The organism is Pseudotabrizicola algicola (assembly GCF_010915705.1).
GTDB classification, from domain to species: domain Bacteria; phylum Pseudomonadota; class Alphaproteobacteria; order Rhodobacterales; family Rhodobacteraceae; genus Pseudotabrizicola; species Pseudotabrizicola algicola.
The window spans coordinates 403,158-423,729 of sequence record NZ_JAAIKE010000001.1 but is presented as its reverse complement, the minus strand read 5'-3'; the positions used below and the strand labels follow the sequence as shown (position 1 = coordinate 423,729).

General features: G+C 63.2%; 19 protein-coding genes. 4 read left to right on the top strand and 15 right to left on the bottom strand.

The genetic code is table 11. The features are described from left to right. Positions 1-70: 70 nt before the first annotated feature. From G3572_RS02050 to dusB, 11 genes are all read right to left on the bottom strand, one after another. Positions 71-1,228: an RsmB/NOP family class I SAM-dependent RNA methyltransferase gene (locus G3572_RS02050; RefSeq protein ID WP_164609004.1), complete on the bottom strand. Its 1,158-nt coding sequence runs from the start codon at positions 1,226-1,228 to the stop codon at positions 71-73. After that, positions 1,228-2,676 (bottom strand): IMP dehydrogenase, encoded by a 1,449-nt coding sequence (guaB, locus tag G3572_RS02045; protein WP_164609003.1) that lies wholly within the window; start codon positions 2,674-2,676, stop codon positions 1,228-1,230. Before guaB ends, G3572_RS02050 begins: the two co-directional genes overlap by 1 nt. A 251-nt stretch (positions 2,677-2,927) precedes the next feature. Then, positions 2,928-4,193, bottom strand: coding sequence for a GTPase HflX (hflX, locus tag G3572_RS02040; protein ID WP_164609002.1), 1,266 nt, complete (start codon positions 4,191-4,193; stop codon positions 2,928-2,930). A gap of 89 nt (positions 4,194-4,282) precedes the next feature. Next, the gene (gene hfq, locus G3572_RS02035; protein ID WP_023664101.1) at positions 4,283-4,516 is read right to left on the bottom strand and encodes an RNA chaperone Hfq; all 234 of its coding nucleotides are present in this window, start codon (positions 4,514-4,516) and stop codon (positions 4,283-4,285) included. A 138-nt stretch (positions 4,517-4,654) separates the two neighbouring features. Further along, on the bottom strand, positions 4,655-6,181 hold the full coding sequence (locus tag G3572_RS02030; protein ID WP_164609001.1) for a TrkH family potassium uptake protein: 1,527 nt from the start codon (positions 6,179-6,181) through the stop codon (positions 4,655-4,657). Continuing rightward, positions 6,181-7,557 carry a Trk system potassium transporter TrkA gene (gene trkA / locus G3572_RS02025; RefSeq protein WP_164609000.1) on the bottom strand — a complete coding sequence of 459 codons (1,377 nt, stop codon included), beginning with the start codon at positions 7,555-7,557 and terminating at the stop codon, positions 6,181-6,183. The genes G3572_RS02030 and trkA overlap by 1 nt, the downstream gene beginning before the upstream one ends. Before the next feature lie 91 nt (positions 7,558-7,648). Beyond that, positions 7,649-9,061 (bottom strand): nitrogen assimilation response regulator NtrX, encoded by a 1,413-nt coding sequence (gene ntrX / locus G3572_RS02020; protein ID WP_164608999.1) that lies wholly within the window; start codon positions 9,059-9,061, stop codon positions 7,649-7,651. A gap of 1 nt (position 9,062) precedes the next feature. Next, positions 9,063-11,261, bottom strand: coding sequence for a sensor histidine kinase NtrY-like (locus G3572_RS02015; RefSeq protein WP_435530945.1), 2,199 nt, complete (start codon positions 11,259-11,261; stop codon positions 9,063-9,065). A gap of 166 nt (positions 11,262-11,427) precedes the next feature. After that, the gene (locus tag G3572_RS02010; RefSeq protein WP_164608998.1) at positions 11,428-12,795 is read right to left on the bottom strand and encodes a response regulator; all 1,368 of its coding nucleotides are present in this window, start codon (positions 12,793-12,795) and stop codon (positions 11,428-11,430) included. Continuing rightward, complete coding sequence (locus G3572_RS02005; protein ID WP_354003975.1) at positions 12,795-13,889, bottom strand: two-component system sensor histidine kinase NtrB; 1,095 nt, start codon at positions 13,887-13,889, stop codon at positions 12,795-12,797. Before G3572_RS02005 ends, G3572_RS02010 begins: the two co-directional genes overlap by 1 nt. Continuing rightward, positions 13,886-14,878 carry a tRNA dihydrouridine synthase DusB gene (dusB, locus tag G3572_RS02000; RefSeq protein WP_164608997.1) on the bottom strand — a complete coding sequence of 331 codons (993 nt, stop codon included), beginning with the start codon at positions 14,876-14,878 and terminating at the stop codon, positions 13,886-13,888. Before dusB ends, G3572_RS02005 begins: the two co-directional genes overlap by 4 nt. 180 nt (positions 14,879-15,058) lie before the next feature. On the opposite strand from dusB, the gene G3572_RS01995 reads away from it, so the two are divergent. From G3572_RS01995 to G3572_RS01985, 3 genes are read left to right on the top strand one after another with little or no spacing between them, the layout of a single operon-like run. Then, positions 15,059-16,180 carry a bifunctional 2-C-methyl-D-erythritol 4-phosphate cytidylyltransferase/2-C-methyl-D-erythritol 2,4-cyclodiphosphate synthase gene (locus G3572_RS01995; protein WP_164608996.1) on the top strand — a complete coding sequence of 374 codons (1,122 nt, stop codon included), beginning with the start codon at positions 15,059-15,061 and terminating at the stop codon, positions 16,178-16,180. Then, positions 16,177-16,674, top strand: coding sequence for a phosphatidylglycerophosphatase A family protein (locus tag G3572_RS01990; protein WP_164608995.1), 498 nt, complete (start codon positions 16,177-16,179; stop codon positions 16,672-16,674). The genes G3572_RS01995 and G3572_RS01990 overlap by 4 nt, the downstream gene beginning before the upstream one ends. After that, positions 16,671-17,144 carry a CinA family protein gene (locus G3572_RS01985; protein WP_164608994.1) on the top strand — a complete coding sequence of 158 codons (474 nt, stop codon included), beginning with the start codon at positions 16,671-16,673 and terminating at the stop codon, positions 17,142-17,144. The genes G3572_RS01990 and G3572_RS01985 overlap by 4 nt, the downstream gene beginning before the upstream one ends. Positions 17,145-17,188: 44 nt before the next feature. Here G3572_RS01985 and G3572_RS01980 read toward each other — a convergent pair whose 3' ends face one another. The 3 genes from G3572_RS01980 to hpt all read right to left on the bottom strand — a co-directional run bounded on the left by G3572_RS01980 (position 17,189) and on the right by hpt (position 18,871). Then, positions 17,189-18,079: a c-type cytochrome gene (locus G3572_RS01980; protein WP_164608993.1), complete on the bottom strand. Its 891-nt coding sequence runs from the start codon at positions 18,077-18,079 to the stop codon at positions 17,189-17,191. Positions 18,080-18,158: 79 nt separating this feature from the next. After that, on the bottom strand, positions 18,159-18,326 hold the full coding sequence (locus tag G3572_RS21840; protein WP_205518436.1) for a hypothetical protein: 168 nt from the start codon (positions 18,324-18,326) through the stop codon (positions 18,159-18,161). Further along, positions 18,323-18,871: a hypoxanthine phosphoribosyltransferase gene (gene hpt, locus G3572_RS01975; protein ID WP_164608992.1), complete on the bottom strand. Its 549-nt coding sequence runs from the start codon at positions 18,869-18,871 to the stop codon at positions 18,323-18,325. The genes G3572_RS21840 and hpt overlap by 4 nt, the downstream gene beginning before the upstream one ends. A gap of 64 nt (positions 18,872-18,935) precedes the next feature. On the opposite strand from hpt, the gene G3572_RS01970 reads away from it, so the two are divergent. Then, positions 18,936-19,388, top strand: a complete 453-nt coding sequence (locus G3572_RS01970) for a type II toxin-antitoxin system RatA family toxin (RefSeq protein ID WP_164608991.1) — start codon at positions 18,936-18,938, stop codon at positions 19,386-19,388. Positions 19,389-19,559: 171 nt separating this feature from the next. Here the strand turns inward: G3572_RS01970 and lipA are convergent, their stop codons facing one another. Continuing rightward, positions 19,560-20,510 carry a lipoyl synthase gene (gene lipA / locus G3572_RS01965; protein WP_164608990.1) on the bottom strand — a complete coding sequence of 317 codons (951 nt, stop codon included), beginning with the start codon at positions 20,508-20,510 and terminating at the stop codon, positions 19,560-19,562. Between the last annotated feature and the right edge of the window lie 62 nt (positions 20,511-20,572).

Below are 20,572 nucleotides of genomic sequence, written 5' to 3'. Positions count from 1 at the left end.
CATGCCAATCGTTAAGGCGCTCTTAACCGCGCTGCGGGGAACTGAAAAATACCACTTATGGTTGTGTAATTCAGCGGCTCGCTTGGGTCAACAGCGCGACAAAGAACCCGTCGCCGCCAGACAAGGGGGTGTAGACCTCTGCCTTGTGCAACTGCCATCCCGGGGTGCGATCCAGAAAGGCGGCGATGCGATCTTCGTTCTCGGCACGCAGCAAAGAGCAGGTAGCATAGGCCACAAAGCCGCCCGGTTTCACAAGATGCGCCATCCGGTCCAGGATCTGGTCCTGCACCGAAAGGATCTGTGCAAGACGTTGCGGCGTCAGCGCCCATTTGCCCTGCGGATCGCGCCGCCAGCTGCCCGAGCCGGAACAGGGTGCATCGGCAAGCACCAGATCAAAGGTTGCGAGCTTTTCCGGCGTCTCGGTCAGCGTGACCTTGGCCCCGGCGCGACGCGCTCGTGCGGGCAGATCGCGCATACGCGCCGGAAAGGCATCATGGGCGAACAGCGAAAGACGCGCGCGCGCCGCCATGCCAAGCGTCTTGCCGCCGCCACCTGCACAAAGATCGAGAACCCGCTGTCCGTCGCAGAGCGGCAAGGCATTGACCACGGCCTGCGATGCGGCGTCCTGAAGTTCGACCAGACCCGACTGATAGGCCTGACCGGCCTGAATCTTGCGCGCGCCCTCCATGACCTGCAGCGCGGTATCGGCCAAGGGATGCGGCACGGCCAGCACCCCATCGGAGTGCAGGGCGCGGATGGCCTCGTCCCGGCTCGCTCGCAGCGTATTTGCGCGCAGAAACACCGGAGCGCGCTGGCGCAGGGCCTCGGCGACGGCGCCCAGATCGGCGCCCAGAGAGGCACCGAGTTGCGGCATCAGCCATTCCGGCAAATCGAGCGCCGCCGCGCCCTCGGGCTCCTGCCCGACCTCTGACGCCGCGATTTTGGCAGGGGCATGCCCCTCGCCGGTGAATAGTGCGGCCAGATCCGCACCTGCCGCGCGCTGCCCGCCCAGAACTAGGCCACGTCCGGTATCGCCGCCCCCGAGCGCCGCATAAGAGCGGCGACAGCGCAGCGCATCATAGACCAGATCGCGCACGGCAAGACGGTCGCCAGATCCGGCAAAGCGGCTGGCCCGTCCCCAATTGGCCAGAGCCTGCTCGGCGGCGGTGCCGGCAAGGATACGGTCCAGAACCTCGATCGCGGCGGAAAGGCGCGCGGCAGGCGTCATCACCCGACCCGGTAGTTCGGGCTTTCGCGCGTGATCTGCACGTCATGGACGTGGCTTTCCTTCAGGCCCGCGCCCGTGATGCGCACAAAAGTGCATTTGCTGCGCATCTCGGCCACGGTCGCGCAGCCGGTGTATCCCATCGCGGCGCGCAGGCCGCCGACCATCTGGTGAATAACCTGCGCGGCCGAGCCCTTGTAAGGCACCTGCCCCTCGATCCCTTCGGGGACAAGTTTGTCAGAGGCGGCATCCTTCTGGAAATAGCGATCCGCCGAACCCCGCGCCATCGCCCCCAGAGAGCCCATGCCGCGATAGGACTTGTAGGACCGGCCGTTCCACAAGATCACCTCGCCGGGAGATTCATCGGTTCCGGCAATCGCAGAGCCGACCATGGCGCAAGAGGCGCCGGCTGCAATCGCCTTGGCAAAATCACCGGAATACTTGATGCCGCCGTCAGCGATCACGGGGATATCGCCAGCCGCCTGCGCCGAATCCATGATCGCGGTCAGTTGCGGCACACCAACCCCCGCCACGATCCGGGTGGTGCAAATGCTGCCGGGGCCAATACCGACCTTCACCGCATCTGCCCCCGCGCCGATCAGCGCGCGCGTGGCCTCGCCTGTCGCGACATTGCCCGCGACCACCTGCACGGTGTTGGACAGTTTCTTGATCCGTTCGACCGCGCGGGCCACACCTTCGGAATGGCCGTGGGCGGTGTCGATCACCACCATGTCGACGCCCGCATCGATGAGGGCCTGACTGCGTTCGAACCCGGCATCTCCCACGGTAGAGGCCGCCGCCACACGCAGGCGGCCCATCTCATCCTTGCAGGCATTGGGGTTGAGCACCGATTTTTCGGTGTCCTTGAGGGTCAGCAGGCCGGTCAGCTTGCCTGTGCCATCGGTCACCAGAAGCTTTTCGATCCGCCGCGCCTTCATCAGGCTGATCGCCTGTTCGCGGTCCACCGGTTCGTGCAGCAGCGCAAGGTTTTCAGAGGACATCATCACCGAAACGGGTGTCTTGTCATCGCTGGCAAAACGCATGTCACGGTTGGTCACGATGCCCAAGACACGGCCCTGCGCATCAACCACGGGAAAGCCCGTGATGTTGTAGCGCTCCATCAGCAGCTTGGCATCGGCAAGGGTCTGGTCCGGCGTCAGGGTGATGGGCGCATAGACAACACCTGATTCAAAGCGCTTGACGCGCCGCACCTCGCGCGCCTGCGCCTCAAGGTCGAGATTGCGGTGGATAACCCCGATGCCACCCGCCTGCGCCATGGCAATGGCCATGCGCCCCTCGGTCACGGTATCCATCGCGCTGGACAACAAGGGGATGTTCAGCCGGATGGATTTGGTGACAAATGTCGATGTGTCCGCATCGGACGGCAAGACCGAAGAGGCCGCCGGAACAAGCAGAACATCATCAAAGGTAAGGGCCTCGCGAATCTCCATGGGAGCCTCCTTAGGAGTGATCGTTTGGCGGTTCCCTGTTTCACGGGTCTGTGGGGGATGCAAGAGGAAATGCCGCCCATTGTGGTCAGCATCGCCGGGGGCTGTCTGCCCCCCCCTTTCCCCCCGAGGATTTTTGGTAACAGATAGCAAAGCAACGCATCCGCCTTCATCTGTTCTTAAATATCCTCGGGGGTGGGCCGAAGGCCGCGGGGGCAGACAGCCCCCGGCGACAGTTGGGCAAGGCACAGGGCCTACAGGTCGCGAAACCGCTTTTCCTGCCGCGCGGTCCAGCGCAGCGACAGGGTCCAACCGCTCTCATCTTGCGTTTCGGCCTCGACCACACCTTGGGCGTGCAGCCAAGCGTGGCGTTTGCCATCGCTGAAAGGCAAGATCAGGGTGCGCTGCGTGGTGGCCTCGTCAAAGCCCTGCGAGATGCGCTCGAGCAGGGCGTCCACCCCCTCGCCGGTAACCGCCGAGACGGCGAGGACATCATCGCGCTGGCGGGCCTGCGCGATGAGTGCCTCGCGCGCCGTGCCATCCACCAGATCGACCTTGTTCCACACCTCCAGAAACGGGGTGGCCTTGTTCACGCCGAGCGAGCCCAGAATGTCCATCACATCGGCGGCCTGTTCGGCGGATTCGGGATGGGCGATGTCGCGGACATGCACGATCAGGTCTGCGGCCAGCACCTCTTCGAGCGTCGCGCGGAAGGCGGCAACCAGTTGGGTCGGCAGATCCGAGATAAAGCCCACCGTATCCGACAGGATGATCTTGCGCCCCGGCCCCGAGCCGGCGGGCGGCAGCACCATCGCCCGCATGGTCGGATCGAGCGTTGCGAACAGCATATCCTTGGCAAGCACCTCTGCCCCGGTCACCCGGTTGAAAAGTGTCGACTTTCCGGCGTTGGTATAGCCCACCAGTGCGACAATCGGGAACGGCACCTTCTTGCGCGCCGCCCGGTGCAGTTCCCGGGTTTTCACCACTTTGGCGAGTTGGCGCTTGAGCCGGATCACCTGATCGTCGATGGCGCGACGGTCGGCCTCGATCTGCGTCTCGCCGGGGCCGCCGACAAAGCCGAATCCACCGCGCTGGCGTTCAAGGTGAGTCCAGGCCCGCACCAGACGGGTGCGCTGATAGCTGAGCGCGGCCAGTTCGACCTGCAGCACACCTTCACGGGTGCGCGCTCGGTCTGCAAAAATTTCGAGAATCAGGCCGGTGCGATCCAGCAGCTTGACGCCCCATTCCTTTTCCAGATTGCGCTGCTGCACCGGAGAGACCGGGCCATCCACCAGCACCAGCCCCACGTCGAGCGCCTTGAAACGCGCTGCCAGTTCCTCGACCTTGCCGGAGCCGAACAGCATTCCGGGGTGCAGACGGGGCAGGCGCACCACTTCCGCCCCCACCACCTCCATCGCGGGAAGCGCGGCGGCAAGGCTTACAGCTTCGGCCAGACCATGCTCGGGCAAGCGCCGCGACGGGTTCGACTTGATGTCAGGATGCAGCACAAAGGCCCGCATGGCGGGGCTTTCGCTTTCGTATGCGTCGATGCCTGTGCCCCTGTCGGGCCAGATTTCGTCGTCGTCAACGTCTTCAGGAAGATCGGAAATCAGTCTTCACCTTCATAAAGGTTGATCGGCGCGCCCGGCATGATGGTGGAAATCGCATGTTTGTAGACAAGCTGCGACTGGCCATCCCGGCGCAAAAGCACACAAAAATTATCAAACCACGTGATGACGCCCTGAAGCTTCACCCCGTTGATCAGGAAAATCGTCACAGGAACCTTTGCCTTGCGGACATGATTCAGGAAGGCATCCTGCAAATTCTGTTTATCACCGGCCATTCTCTTCGTGCCCTTAACTTTGCGCGTTTTATCCCTGTCCCTCGGCTTATCAGGCTGCCGATGGCGCATTGTTCGCGAGTATGGGACGGGAAACGGCGAGATTCCAGCCCAAAAAACAGTCCGTTACAGAAGGACGGGTCAGCGTTGCCAACTTGCCGGAGCAAAGAGCGCCAAGAGCGCCAGCGTCTCGAGGCGTCCGACCACCATAAGGATGGCCAGAAACACCTTTGCCGATGATTCAAGTTCGGCATAGCGGATGGGGGCCGCCCCAGCGAGGTCGGCCAGCTGCCCCGTGGTCGACAGCGCCGCGAGGGTCAGCACCAGCGCATCTTCGAAAGGCCGCCCGATCAGTGACAGGGCAGCGGTGCCGACGGCGATCGACAGCGCAAACAGCATGAAGAAAAGCCATGCGAAATAGGCCCCCTCCCTGCGCAGCCGCCGTGCCTGTTGACCCTGACCGCCGATCGAGGACGGGTGGATCAGCTTTTCCAGCTCGCGCTCGCCATGCCGGAACAGCGCAAAGACGCGAAGCAGCTTGACCCCGCCCGCCGTGGTCGCCACCCCGCCGCCAATGATCGCAAGCCCGAGCAGGACAAGCCCCGGGCTGGTCAGACCGGACCAGCTGCGCGCCGCTGTCCATTCGCCCGATTCAAAGCCTGTGGTTGTCAGAAAGCTGACGGCCATGAAAAATGTGCCCCACAGCGCGCGCAAGGCAGAGGCAGCGTCATCGGTCGCCTCGACCTCGATCGCACCGATGAAATGGCGAAAGAACAGGACAGAGGTGGTCAGCGCCACCAGAACCACCGCCAGCCGCACTTCGGGGTCGCGGCGCAACGGGCCTTCCATAAGCGCAAACTGCGTGCCGGGCATGAAGCGCCGCGTCAGGGCAAGTGTCAGGAACAAGACGATCAGCGCCTCGCCCCAAAGACCGGTCCTGAGGCCGCTCAGATCACCGTCGATGCCAATTCCCGATGTCGAGAGGGTTCCCATCGCATGGATCAGCGCCACCAGATTGATCTCGCCGGCAATCATCAGCAACAGCCAGAGCAGCAGTGTCAGCCCCGCATAAATGGGAAAGAGCAGCAAGGTATAGCGCAGGAAGCGCTGCGACGGATCGGCGACGCGGGTGATCTGGCTAAGCCCTGCCGCGCCGCGCCCCGGCGCGCGGCCAGACATGACCTCGACCCCCCCCAGATTCATCGGCGCCAGAATCGCCGTTGCTGCCACCAGAATGAACAGCCCGCCAAGCCAGCCGACCGTGGCCCGCCACAGGTGCAAGGGGGGCGATAGCCTCCCCGGCGTGTCATAAATCGTGGCCCCCGTGGTGGTGAAACAGGATACCATTTCGAACCAGGCGTTCTTGAAACTGGTATCGGGCAGCGCCTGCGTCAGCGGCAGGGCAAAGATCACCGGCATCAGCGCATAAGACCCTGCAAGCGCCGCAAGCTGGCTGCGCGCGATATTGCGGGGTTGCCAGTTGGAGGTGGCGAGCCAGACCATCCCCGTAAGGATCAGCACCAGAACGCCCGAATAGAAGAAGGCCTGCGCAACGCGGTGCAGCCCCGTGAGCGTGGCGTGGGCAGCGGGCAGGAACATCGCCAGCCCGGACAGGGCCGAGAGCGTCACCAGAAGCGGCGCCGCCAGCACCCGGTCCCGCAGGGTCATCAGAAAAAGTCGATGGAGACTTGCAGCAAGCGCTCCACCTCTCTCACATCGGGGGCCATCGCGAAGAGAGCGATCACGTCACCCGCCTCGAGCCGCAATTCGGCGGTGGGCTTCATCACCTTTTCGCCCTTCATCACCCCCCCGACCAGAACCCCTTCGGGAAAGTCGATCTCGCGGATCATCTTGCCCGCCAGGGAACTGGTCGACAAGATCTGCGCCTCGATCATCTCGGCCTCGGCATCACCGATGGAATAGACGGCGCGCACGCGGCCGTGCCGGATATGCCGAAGGATCGACGAAACCGTTGTGGCGCGCGGGTTGATGTAGGCGTCGATGTCGAGCGGGGCCATCAACGGTGCCAGCGTGGGGTCGTTCACCAAGGCAATCGCCATGCTGCAGCCGGCCTGCTTGGCACGCACGGCGACCAGCAGGTTGGTCTTGTCGTCATCAGTCACCGCCAGCACGGCATCGGCACGGTCGACCGCTGCCTCCAGCAGCACGTCCATATCCATCCCGTCGCCATGCAGCACGATCGTCCGCTCCAGACTGTCGGCGGCACGCTCTGCGGTCGGGCGCGATTTCTCGATGATCTTGGCGCGCACGCGGTCACTGCGGGCCTCGAGCGTCCGAGCCACGCCGAGGCCCACGTTGCCGCCCCCGATGATGACGACCCGTTCCTGCTTTTTCGTTTTCTTTCCAAAGATTTCAAGCGCGCGGTTCACGTCCTCGGAATGGGTGAACACATAGATCTGATCACCGGCAAAAAGCTGATCGCCCGGATCGGGCGCAAAAAGCCGCCCGTCGCGCCGCACACCGACCACGATGGCGCGCAGGGTGGAAAACAGATCGTTCAACTGGCGCAGCGGCGTGTTCAGCACCGGGCAGTCTTCATCCAGAGCGATGCCCAAAAGCTGCGCCCGGCCCAGCATGAAGCTTTCGGTATCAAAGGTCGACGGGGCCGCCAGACGCTGCAAGGCGGCTTCGGCCACCTCGCGCTCGGGGCTGATCACCACGTCGATCGGCAGATGGTCACGGCGGTAGAGGTCGGAATACAGCGCCTCCAGATAATTCTGCGCCCGAAGGCGCGCGATCTTGCGCGGCACCGAAAACACCGAATGGGCAACCTGACAGGTGACCATGTTCACCTCGTCGGAATAGGTGGCGGCGATCACCAGATCTGCATCGCGCGCTCCTGCCCGCTCGAGCACATCAGGATAAGAGGCAAAGCCGACAACACCTTGAACATCCAGCGTATCTGTTGCCCGGCGCACCAGATCGGGGTTCACATCGACCACCGTCACATCGTTGCGCTCGCTCGACAACTGACGCGCGATCTGCCATCCGACCTGACCTGCGCCGCAGATGATGACCTTCATATCAGCCCCTTATGCTATGGCGCGGGCCGCTTGGCCCCGCCACACCGACCTTGCATCGCAGAAGCCGGTGGCGGGGTCAATGTTGCGGCCATCATGCCTCGTCGTCTTCTTCCACGTCATCGAAATGCGCCGAGCGTCCGCCCGACTTTGATGTGGTGACGACGCCCAGGGATTTCAGCTTGCGATGCAGGGCGCTCCGCTCCATGCCGACAAAATTCGCGGTGCGGCTGATGTTGCCGCCAAAACGGTTGATCTGGGTCAGCAGATATTCGCGCTCGAACACCTCGCGCGCCTCCCGCAAGGGCAGCGTGGCCATCGCCCCGCCCAGAACCAGCCTGCCGTTGCCTTCCACCGCCGCTTCGTGCCCCGGCAATTCGCTTGCCTCGATCGGGCCCGAGGCTTCGCCAAGGATCAACACCCGTTCGATCACGTTGCGCAACTGGCGCACATTGCCCGGCCAGGCCGTGGTTTGCAGCATCGCCTCGGCCTCTTGCGTCAATTGGCGCAGCGGCAGGCCTTGCGTGCGGTGGAAGAGGTCAATGAAATGGCGGGTGAGTTCGGGAATATCCTCGCGCCGTTCCTCCAGACTGGGAACCGGGATCGGCACCACGTTGAGGCGGTCGTAAAGTTCCTGGCGGAAGCGGCCCGCCGCGATTTCGGCGCGCAGATCGCGGGTGGTCGAGGAGATGACCCGCAGATCGACGCGCACCTTGTCGGTGCCGCCCGCGCGCGTGAATTGCTGCTCCACCAGAACCCGCAAGATCTTGGACTGGGTGCCGATGGGCATGTCGGCGACTTCGTCAAAGTAAACAACGCCGCCATGTGCCTGTTCCAGCAGGCCTTTCTCGATTCCACGTTCTGCGGTTTCGCGCCCGAACAGGACCTCTTCCATTCGGTCCGGCTCCACCGTCGCGGAAGACACCGAAACGAAAGGCGCCGAAGCGCGGTTGGAGTTGGAATGGATAAAGCGCGCCGCCATTTCCTTGCCGCTGCCCGAAGGCCCAGTCAGCATCACACGCCCGTTCGATTTGGTGACCTTTTCCAACTGCGCCTTGAGCGCGCGGAACGCGGGCGACGAGCCAAGCATTTCGGCGCTGGTCACTTCGCGCCGCCGCAGATCGGCGTTTTCGCGGCGCAGACGGCTGGTTTCCATTGCGCGGCTGACCACCACCATCAACTGGTCGATGTTGAACGGCTTTTCGATGAAGTCATAGGCGCCCTGCTTGATGGCAGCGACGGCGATCTCGATGTTGCCATGCCCCGAAATGATGACGACCGGAACATCAGGGTTGTCTCGCTTGACGGTTTTCAGAATGTCGATGCCATCCATCCGGCTGTCTTTCAGCCAGATATCAAGGATCATCAGGCTGGGCGGATCGGCGTTGATCTCGGCCATCGCATCATCGGAATTTCCTGCAAGACGAACGGCATAGCCCTCGTCCTTCAGAATGTCTCCGATCAGTTCGCGAATGTCTTTTTCATCATCGACAATCAGAATGCTCATCTCAGCCTCCCTGGCCCTGTGCGACCATGTTGTTGCGTGTCCGCTTGCGGGTCAGGCGTGGCAGACGGATTTCTGCCATCGCACCCGCATGGGTGTTTCCGTCAAATATCGGGGCGTCCAGCAAGGACAGCTGGCCGCCGTGTTCTTCGATGATCTTCTTCACGATCGGCAAGCCAAGGCCGGTGCCCTTCTCGCGCGTGGTGACATAGGGCTCGAACAGGCGGGCCCGGTCAGGCGGCAGGCCGGTGCCGTTGTCCATGATGCGGATGGTCACTCCCTCCTCATCCGGCAGCATCTGCACCCTGATCTGGGCGCGATGCCCCTCTGGCACACCCTTTTCATACAGGGTTTCAATGGCTTCGCCCGCGTTCTTGATAAGGTTGGTCAGCGCCTGCGTGATCATTGTCTGGTCAATTTCCATCAGCAGCGCGCCTTCGGGAATATCCGTGACGAACTGCACCGACGGTTGCCCGCTTTCCTGCAAAGTCACCGCGTCGCGCAAAAGACGGGTCAGATCCGTTTCGCGCCGGTCAGGTTCGGGCATGCGGGCGAATTTGGAAAATTCATCAACAATGCGGCGCAAGTCGTTGGTTTGACGAACAATAACATCGGTATACTGCTCAAGGTCCTCCGGCTGGCTGACCTGATCGCGGAACTTGCGTTTGATGCGTTCGGCCGACAGGGCAATCGGCGTCAGCGGGTTCTTGATCTCATGCGCGATGCGCCGCGCCACATCACCCCATGCTGCCATGCGCTGCGCCGATACCAGTTCGGTCACATCATCGAACGCCACGACATAGCCTTCCAGCCGCCCGGTATCGCTGCGCCGCACGCTCATGCGCACCAGAAGGCTTTCCAGCTTGCCTTTGCGCGTCAGCCGCACCTCTTCCTGCACAGCGCTGGTGTTGCTTTCGCGCAGTCGCTCGAACAAGGGCGCGAACTCTGGCACCGCTTCTGACAGCGATTGATCTTCGACACCGCCCGCCATGTCGAGCAACCGCTCACTAGCGCGGTTCACGAAGTCGATCTTGCCTTCGGAATCGAGTCCGATCACCCCGGCGGTGACGTTGGAGAGCACGGAATCGAACAGGCGGCGGCGGCGTTCGGTCTGGCGGTGGCCATCCATGAGCGCCTCGCGCTGGCCTTTGAGCTGCCGGGTCATCTGGTTGAACAGGCGGCCCAGCATGGCGATTTCGTCATCGCCCTGTTCCTCCTTGACCTGCACGTCCAGATCACCCCCGCCCACGCGCTGCGCCGCTCCGGCCAGACGTCCCACCGGCTTGGACAGGCGTTCGGCAAACCACAGGCCCATCCACGTGGCGGCAAGGATGAGGATGATGGCGAAGCCCAAGTAGATCAGGCCGAAGTTGAGCAGCACCCTGCCCCGGTCTGCCTCCAGCTGGTTGTAAAGCCGAACGGTTTCGCGCGTGGAGTCGAGAAGCGAGAGAAGCTGGCCATCAACCGTCCGGCTGACATAGAGGTAACGGTCGACAAAGGCCTCCAGCGCCACCACGGCGCGGAATTCGTCATTTTCCCAATCCTCGATCAACTGAGGCCCTTCGGTGCGGGCGCGGATCAGGGCCTCGGGTGGCGGGGTTTCGAAATCAAACAGATAGGACCGCTGCCCCCGCGTGAGCAAAGTGCCGCTGCCATCGATCAGAAACGCCTCCTTCAGCCCGCGCTGCACCGCCGCCTGCCCTTGCGAGAGCAAGGGGCGCAGCCCGTCATCCGGCAAGAAGAAGGTCGACTGTTTGGCAACGTTCAGATAGGCCGCGAGGCCGGTTGCATCCTCGATCAGGTCCTCGCGGCTTTGTCTGTCATAGGCCTGCGCGGCCGCAAGCGAGCTGCCCACCACAGAGCGCACGCGGTCGGAAAACCACCCCTCAAGGCCGATGTTCACCGTCAGCACCGCAAAGACGGCGACCAGAACCGTCGGCACCAGCGCGACCAGCGCGAACACGCCCGACAGGCGCAAGTGCAGCCGCGAGCCTGCCGACTGGCTGCGCCGATCGGCCATCAGCCGCGCCACGCGCGCCAGCACCAATGCGGCCACGACAAGAATGTAGACAAGGTCGGCCAGCAGGATCAGCCGAAGCGCCGGACTGTTCGACCCTTGGCTGAACGGCCCGAGCGTGAGAAAGGTCATCACCGCCAGCAGCGGCCCCAGAAACACAAGCCCGAAGGTTGTCGCAGTCTGCACCCGGCGTTGCCTGCGCAGATGCGCCAGCCGATCCCAGGCCGCTGATCCCAACGCACGCTGCACTCGTCCCTGCCCCCGATGCAGGCGCGCCCAAAGCGTGCCTGTTCCGCCACATCATGCGTCCATTCCGCCATAGGGCGACAAGGACACGCCAGATGTTGCGGTTTTACATCAGCTTGCGCCTCCGTGTCACGCGGATATCGAGGTCTGTGATCTTCTTACGCAAGGTATTGCGGTTGATGCCAAGCAGATCAGCACATTTGGCCTGATTTCCTGCGGTGGCATCCAGCGCGATTTCGATCAGCGGCATCTCTACTTCGCGCAAGATGCGCTGATAAACGCCGGCGGGTGGCAAATGTCCGCCATGCAAGTCGAAATAGCGCTTGAGGTGCCGCGCCACCGAAGCCGACAGCTTTTCATTCTCGCCGCCCCCCTTGAGCGGCTCCATCACCGGTTGGTTGCCCAGCACCGATTCGACTTCCGCGCGACTGATTTCCGCCTCGGACGAGGTGACCATCAGCCGCCGCAGGGTGTTTTCGAGTTGGCGCACATTGCCCGGCCAGGAATAGCCGCGCACCAGATCGCGCGCATCATTTGACAGCCGTCGCACCGAACCGATATCGCGCTCGCCCCGGCTCAGGAAATGGTCAGCCAGCAGCGGAATATCATCCACCCGCTCGCGCAGCGACGGGACATGCAGGGTCACGCCCGACAGACGGTAAAACAGGTCTTGGCGAAAGGCCCCTGACTCCATCCGCGCGGAAAGATCGACCTGGCTTGTCGCCATGATACGCGGCGCGCCGTCGCCCATCAGATCAAGCATCCGCACGATACGGGCCTGCGTGTCGTCGTCGTAATCGGCCACTTCGTCAAACACCAGACTGCCGCCGCGCGCGCGCGACAGAAGGCTTGACGGGCCTTCCATGCCTTGCAGGTCTGCGGCCTGCGCCACAACGAAGGGCTGGCTGCGACGGTCGGAGAAATCATGGATCGCGCGGGCGATCAGACTTTTGCCAGTGCCTGATTCGCCGGTGACCAGCACAGCCAGATCGGTGTTCATCACCCGCGCGACCAGCCGATAAAGCGCCTGCATCGCCGGAGTGCGCCCCACCAGCGGCAGATCGTCACCGGGGTCCTTGAGCGGTTGCACAGGAACTTTTGGCGCACGCCGCTTCATCTCCAGCGCACGCGCCGACCGCTTCATCAGATCCGGCAGATCGAAGGGCTTTGGCAGGTAGTCATAGGCTTCGGCCTCGGCGGCCTGAATGGCGGTCATGATGGTGTTTTGTGCCGAGATCACAATGACAGGCAGGCCGGGCCGCATCTTGCCGATGCGGGGCAGTGCATCAAGCCCGTTGCCATCGGGCATGATCACATCAGAAATCACCAGATCGCCCTTGCCCTCTTCGACCCAGCGCATCAGCGTCATCAGACTGGAGGTCGCATGCACCTTGCAGCCTGCGCGCGTCAGCGCCTGCGTGAGCACGGTGCGGATCGTGCGGTCGTCATCTGCCACCAGAACAGTGCCGTCCATCAGCTTTTCTCCATCTTCTTGGGGGCCACGGGGAGCGAGACGCGAAAGGCTGTTCGCCCCGGGACAGAGTCCACCTGGACCCAGCCTTCGTGGTCGGAAATGATTTTCGAGACCAGCGCCAGACCGAGGCCTGTGCCATTCTCGCGGCCCGAAACGAAGGGCTCAAAAATATCAGCCGCGATTTCCGGCGCAATTCCGGGACCATCGTCAATAATCTCGATTGTCAGCGGCAAAACCGAAGGAGTGCCGGATTTGCGGCGCAGGCGCAGCGACAGATCATAAAAGGTGCGCAGACGAATCGTGCCGGGACGGCCCTTGCTCGCCTCGGCGGCATTCTTGATGAGGTTGAGAAACACCTGCATCAACTGGTCCGGATCGGCGAGAGTGGAGGGCAGCGAGGGGTCGTAATCCTCGACGATCTGCATATGGGCCGCAAAGCCCACCATTGCCGATTTGCGGGCCCGGTCGAGCGCGTCATGGATGTTGACGGGGCGACGGTCTGGCGGACGCAGGTTGCCGAACTGCTCCACCTGCTCGAGCAGTTTGACGATACGGCGGGTTTCCTCGACGATCAGATCGGTCAACTCGCGATCTTCGGGGTTGGCGTTCATGCTGATCAGTTGCGCCGCCCCCGAAATACCCGCCAAGGGATTCTTGATTTCGTGGGCCAGCATCTCGGCCATGCCGATGGCCGATTTGGCGGCGGATTTCACACTCATCGACCGGCCCAGACGATCCGCGATGTCGCGCGGGCTGATCAGCAGCATCAGATAATCGGCATTGTCGTGCATCGGCGCGACTTGCACATTGCACTGCACCGGCGCGCGCTCGCCTGTGGTCACGTCGACATCATTGATGAAAATGGTCGACTGGTTGGCCCGGGCGCGGTGAAAGGCCTCTTCCATCGGCGCGTCGATGGACAGACGGTCCAGCAGCGGCTGCCCGATGAGAGAGCGGGACGAGGCGTTGAAGAACGTCTCGGCTGCCGGATTCACTTCGGTGATGCTGCCATCCGGCCCCACCAACAGCGCCGGAATGGGCAGGCTGGCCCAGATCACGCCCGGCACCGGATATGGCGTGCGATAGGGTGTCACGCGGCCGCCTTTCCGCCATCGGCAAAACTGGCGCGGATCAGGCGGATCACCTGTGCCGGATCGTCGCTGGTGACGATTGCCGCGCGCTGCGCCAACGCAACTGCCTCTTCCAGATACCAGGACAGATGCTTGCGCGCCGTCTTGACGCCAAGGGCGCGGCCATAGAAGGAAAGCTGCGTCTCGTAATGCTCGACAATCAGTTCGGCCCGCGCTGCGCCTTGCGGCACTTGCGGCGCGGGAGTGCCGAAAAGGCTATGCGCGATTTGCGCCAGTCGCCACGGCGCGCCTTGCGCCCCGCGCCCGACCATCACGCCATCGGCCCCCGATTGCGCGAGCGCCTGTGCTGCGGCTGCGCTGTCCACGATATCGCCATTCGCGATCACCGGAATGCCCACCGCCTGCTTGACAGCGCGAATCGCCGCCCAATCGGCTTTGCCCTTGTAGAACTGGTTCCGTGTGCGGCCATGAATGGTGATCATGCGGACGCCTGCCGCCTCGGCCCGCGCCGCGATTTCCGGCGCGTTCAGGCAGTCATGGTCCCAGCCCAGCCGGGTCTTGAGCGTGACCGGCAGCGAAACCGCACCGACCACCGCCTCGATGAGCGCCGTGGCAAGATCGGGTTCGCGCATGAGGGCAGAGCCGCAGGCGCCATTGCCGCCTGCTGCGGTGACCCGCTTTGCAGGGCAGCCCATATTGATGTCGATCACGCGCGCGCCTTGCGCTTCGGCATAGCGCGCCGCCTCGGCCATCCAGTATGGATCGCGCCCCGCAAGCTGCACCGAGGTTGCCGCTTCGCCAAAGCCGAGTTCGGCCTTGGCACGCGCCAAGGGCTGGGCGCGCATCACGTCCTCGCTCGCGATCATTTCCGAAACCACAAGCCCTGCCCCGAACCGCGCCACCATCCGCCGGAACGGCAGGTCGGTTATTCCGGCCAGAGGGGCCAGCAACACCGGCGGGTCGATGCGAAGTGTGTCGAGCGAGAGGGCCAATTGCACAATCCTTATGCGCCTGTAATCGAGGTAACCGTGTTTGCCGGGGATAACAAAGGCAGATGGGCATTGAAACGGTTGAAAAACATGCAATGCCTACTTTTTAGGCATTTACGCGCGGTTTCTGCGCACGTTGCGCAACTCTTTCCCCTGATTTAAGCAAGGCATAAAGAGGTGTTCATGACCACAGCCGCCATCATCGTCGCCGCAGGACGCGGCACCCGTGCCGGGGGCGATTTGCCCAAGCAGTGGCAGGATCTGGCAGGTCAACCCGTGCTTGTCCACAGCGTGCGTGCCTTCAGGGGTCTTGTCGATCAGATCGTGCTTGTGATCCACCCCGAAGACATCGCCCGCGCCGAAGGGTTTGGCCTTCCGATTGTCACCGGAGCCGACACGCGGGCGGGATCGGTGCGCAATGCCTTGGAATGGCTGGATGGCCGCGGCGTGACGAAAGTGCTGATCCATGACGGCGCGCGCCCCTTGGTGCCCGAGGCTGTGGTCACTGCGGTGCTGGGCGCGCTGGACAGCGCGCCCGGCGCGGCCCCTGCGCTGCCTGTTTCCGATGCCTTATGGCGCGGCACGGCGCAGGTGGAAGGGACCGCCGCGCGCGACGGGCTGTGGCGGGCGCAGACACCGCAGGGATTTCATTTTGAAAGCATCCTTGCCGCCCACCGTGCCCATCCGGGCGGGGCGGCAGATGATGTGGAAGTGGCGCGCTGGGCGGGTCACGCGGTGACAATCGTTCCGGGCGACGAGGACAACCTGAAACTGACCTATCCGGGGGATTTCACCCGCGCGGCCAGTATTCTGAAAGGGCGCAAGATGGAAATCCGTCTGGGCAACGGCTTTGACGTGCATGCCTTTACCGAAGGCAACGGGGTCTGGCTTTGCGGAGTTCATGTGCCGCATGGGCGGGCGCTGCTGGGCCATTCCGATGCGGATGTGGGGATGCATGCGCTGACCGATGCGATTTATGGCGCTTTGGCCGAAGGGGATATCGGGGTTCATTTCCCGCCCAGCGACCCGCAATGGAAAGGCGCGGCAAGCCACATCTTCCTGCGCCATGCGATGGAACGGGTGGCCGCGCGCGGCTATCGTGTGGCGAATTGCGATGTGACGCTGGTCTGCGAGCGGCCCAAGATCGGGCCGCATCAGGCGGCGATGCGGGCGGCGCTTGCCGATATCATGGGCATCGAGGCGGAGCGGATCAGCGTCAAGGCAACCACCTCGGAACGGCTGGGCTTTACCGGCCGCGAAGAGGGGATTGCCGCGTTGGCCTCCTGCACCTTGGTGCCGGCATGATCCGCGCGATCACCACCTTTGGCTATGTCGGATTGCTGCGGCCCGCGCCCGGCACCTGGGGATCGGCGGCGGCGCTGGTGCTGGGCGTGGCGATTGACCATCTGATCGGATTTCCGGCTTTGGTTGTGGCAACGGCAGCGGTCACGGCTTTGGGCTTTTGGGCTTGCGATCTGGCGCTGCGGGACCGGCCCGGCGAGGACCCGTCCGAAATCGTAATCGACGAGGTGGCAGGACAATGGATTGCCCTGCTCTTCCCAGCCGCCGCTTTCTGGTGGCGCGGCATGGAAGGCTGGTGGCTGGTGGCCTATCCGGGCTGGGTGGCGGCCTTTGTGTTCTTCCGCCTGTTCGACATCTGGAAGCCGTGGCTGGTCGGCCGCGCAGACCGCAGGGGCGATGCGGCCGGAGTGATGCTCGATGACCTTTGGGCAGGGCTTTTCGCCGGTGTGGCGGTGATCCTTGCCGCAGGTCTGGCGCACGGGGTATTGATGCGATGACGGCGGAGCAGGTTCTTGCACTCGCTCGCGCCAAGGGCGTCCGCATTGCAACCGCGGAAAGCTGCACCGGCGGGCTGATCGCAGGCGCGCTGACCGAGGTGGCGGGATCGTCGGATGTGTTTGACCGCGGCTTTGTCACCTATAGCAACCGCGCCAAGGTCGAGATGCTGGATGTGCGGGAAAAGACATTGGCCAGTCACGGGGCGGTCAGCCAGGAGGTCGCCGCCGAGATGGCACGGGGAGCCCTGACGCGGGCTGGAGTGGGTCTTGCGGTATCGGTCACCGGAATCGCGGGGCCGGGCGGATCGGAGTTCAAGCCGGAAGGCAGGGTCTGCTTCGGCATCGCCGAGACGGGGCGCGCGGTGCGGACGCAAACGGTAGAGTTTGGCGCGATCGGACGGAGAGCGGTGCGACAGGCCAGTGTGAGCCATGCGCTGATGCTTCTGGCCGAAGCGCTGGAAGCGCTGTGACCGGCTGATGCGGCGCTCGCGAATGGATTATGGCAGGCGGGGAATTATTCTACCGCCGGAACCTTCTTGAGATAGGCCGCGATGGCGGCGCGGTCACTTTCGGGCAGGCGCGCCATGTTCTCGATCACCGGCACCATATGGCCGCCCGCCGAATCGTAGTCAGGCGTAAAGCCGCTGGTCAGATAGGCGATGATCTCTCCCTCGGACCAGTCGAGCTTGGCGGGTGTGATGTTCGGAATGGTCCCTTGGCCGGACGGATTGGGCGCACCGGCAAGCCAGCGGGAGGTGTCGAGACCGCCAAGCGCGTTGCGGGGCGTATGGCATTCGCCGCAATGCGCCATTGCTTCGACCAGATAACGCCCGCGCGTCTCGGCTTCGCTCAGCGGTCCCTGCACCACGAAATCCGGCGGGGTGTTTAGCAGTTTCCACCCGCCCACCAGGCGCCTGACACTGAAGGGAAAGCCGATCTGGTGCGGCTGGCTGGGCGTGGCATCGGTGGGCAAGGTCTGCATATAGGCGAACAGATCTGCCACCTCCTGCGGCTCCATCCGGCTATAGGCGCCGTAGGGCAAGGCCGGGTAGTAATGCGCGCCCTCCGGCGATATCCCCCGCTGAAGGGCATTTGCAAAGTCGCCGAGCGACCAACCGCCAATGCCATGCTGCGGATCAGGGCTGATATTGGGCGCGAGGAAAGTGCCAAAGTCAGAGACAAAGGCCTGACCGCCTGCCAGAACGAGCCTTGCCTCTGCGCTGGCGCCGGGGGCCATATGACACGAGGCGCAGCCTGTTGCGTCAAAAACCGCCTCACCGCGCAGCGCGTCCCCTGTCAGACCGGAAAACCGGGCCTCTGGCAGAGGCAAGGGGCGGGTCAGCCCCCAGAATGCCGACCCACCAAGCGCCGCCGCCGCCAGCGCGAGACCCAAAAGCCGCCGCATGCAATCTCCGATCCCGATAGCTACGGGTTTAGTCTAGCGGGTTCGTCCTCGCATCGGGATCACCTTTTCGCCAGCGCGGTCAGGGCCTGATGCGTTGCGGGGTCAGTGCTTCGGGCCAGCCAAAGAAATATTCGATTCCGAAAATAACGAAACAGGCCAGCACCACCCCCGCCACCAGTTTGACGCGCGCCCAAGACGGCGGGTTGCGCACCCATTTGGCCATGCGCAAAAGCCAGATCGGGTTCATTCCGCACCGTCGGCAAAGCGCACCTTGCCGATGAAAGGCAGGTTGCGGTTGCGCTGGGCGAAGTCGATGCCATAGCCCACGACAAATTCATCGGGAATCTCGAAGCCCGTCCAATCCGCCTTGACCGCCACTTCGCGGCGCGACGGTTTGTCCAGCAGCGCGCAGACCTTGAGCCGTGCAGGCTCGCGCGCCTTGAGCAGGTGAATCACATGGCCGAGGGTGAAGCCGGTGTCGACGATATCTTCGACCAAGAGCACGTCACGCCCCGCAATCTCGCCCCGCAAGTCCTTGAGAATGCGCACTTCGCGCGAGGAATGCATGCTGTTGCCATAGCTGGAGGCTTCCAGAAAATCCACCTCGACCGGCAGATCGAGTTCCCGCACAAGATCGGCAATGAACACGAAAGATCCGCGCAAAAGACCCACCACCACCAGCTTGTCGGTGCCGGAAAAATGCGAAGTGATCTCGCGTGCCAGTGTCTCGACCCGCGCCGCGATGGATTTGGCGCTGATCATCTGGTCGATCAGATAAGGTCGTTGCGTCATGGCGTCCCCTTGATTTCTGCGCGCTTTCTATCGAAAAGCACGGACCGAGTCACGGGACCTGCTGATGCCTACCCATTCCGAAACCCGCTTTCTGCCTTATGCGCCGCAACAGATGTATGATCTGGTGGCCGATGTCGGTTCTTATCCGAAGTTCCTGCCGTGGAATTCGGCAGCGCGAATCCGGTCGCGCACGCCCCGCGCTGACGGGTCGGAAGTGATGGAGGCCGATCTTGTGATCAGCTTCAAGGTGTTTCGCGAACGTTTTGGCAGCCGTGTAGTGCTTTGGCCCGAGGCGCATCGGATCGAGACCGAGTATCTGGACGGGCCGTTCCGCTACATGCGGTCCACGTGGAAGTTCCGCGAGGCGCAGGGCGGCTGCGAAGTGGACTTCTTTGTCGACTTCGAGTTCCGCAATGCCATTTTGCAGGGGATCATCGGGGTGGTGTTCAACGAGGCGATGCAGCGGATCGTGCGCGCCTTCGAGAGGCGGGCAGCAGAGCTTTACGGCCGCAGCTGACCAGAGCGGCGATGACCCGAGCGTGGGTGACTCAAAGGAGCGCCTTCGGCGCGACCCTATCTCTCGTCGCGCGCGTGCCGCGCGTCTCCTCGGGCAAAGCGCCTCCGGCGGGAGTATTTGGGCAAGCAGCAAGCGACGGAGCTTGCAGCGGCCTTTGCAGAAATGCAGGGATCAGGCACGGCCCAGTTTGGCCAGACGCGCATTGCGCAGGCGCGCGAAGTCATCACCGGCGTGGTAGGATGACCGGGTGAGCGGTGTGGCCGAAACCATCAGGAAACCTTTGCCGTAGGCAGCCGTCTCGTAGCTTTTGAATTCGTCAGGTGTGACGAAGCGGTCTACTCGGTGGTGTTTCGGCGTGGGCTGCAGATACTGGCCGATGGTCAGGAAATCGATATCGGCGCTGCGCATGTCGTCCATCACCTGCAAAACGCCGGCGCGATCCTCGCCCAGACCCACCATGATGCCGGATTTGGTGAAGAGTGTCGGGTCGAGTTCCTTGACGCGCTGCAAGAGGCGCAAGGAGTGGAAGTAACGCGCACCAGGCCGGACCTCGAGGTAAAGGCCGGGAACGGTTTCAAGATTGTGGTTGAACACATCCGGACGCGCCTCGACCACCTTTACCAGCGCGGAAGGGGCGCATTTGAGAAAGTCGGGCGTGAGAATTTCGATGGTGGTGCCGGGGCTACGGTGGCGGATGGCGCGGATGGTCTGGGCAAAATGTTCGGCCCCGCCATCTTCGAGATCATCACGGTCTACCGAGGTGATGACCACATGGTTGAGGCCGAGTTCGGCGACGGCATGGGCGACGCGGCCCGGCTCGAACGCATCGAGCGATTGCGGCTTGCCGGTGGCCACGTTGCAGAAGGTGCAGCCACGGGTGCAGATCTCGCCCATGATCATCATGGTGGCGTGGCCCTGGCTCCAGCACTCCCCGACATTCGGGCAGCCCGCCTCTTCGCAGACGGTCACCAGCTTCTTTTCTTTCAGGATGGTGCGGGTCTTTTTATAGCCTTCGGATGTGGGTGCCTTGACGCGAATCCAATCAGGCTTTTTGGGCTGGGCATTGTCGGGGCGATGCGCCTTTTCCGGGTGCCGCTGATCGGGAATTGTCAGATCGCGCATAGGGTCCTCCGCCAAACCATGCCATGTGCCCTATCTAGCCCGAACCGGCCCCGCGCACAACC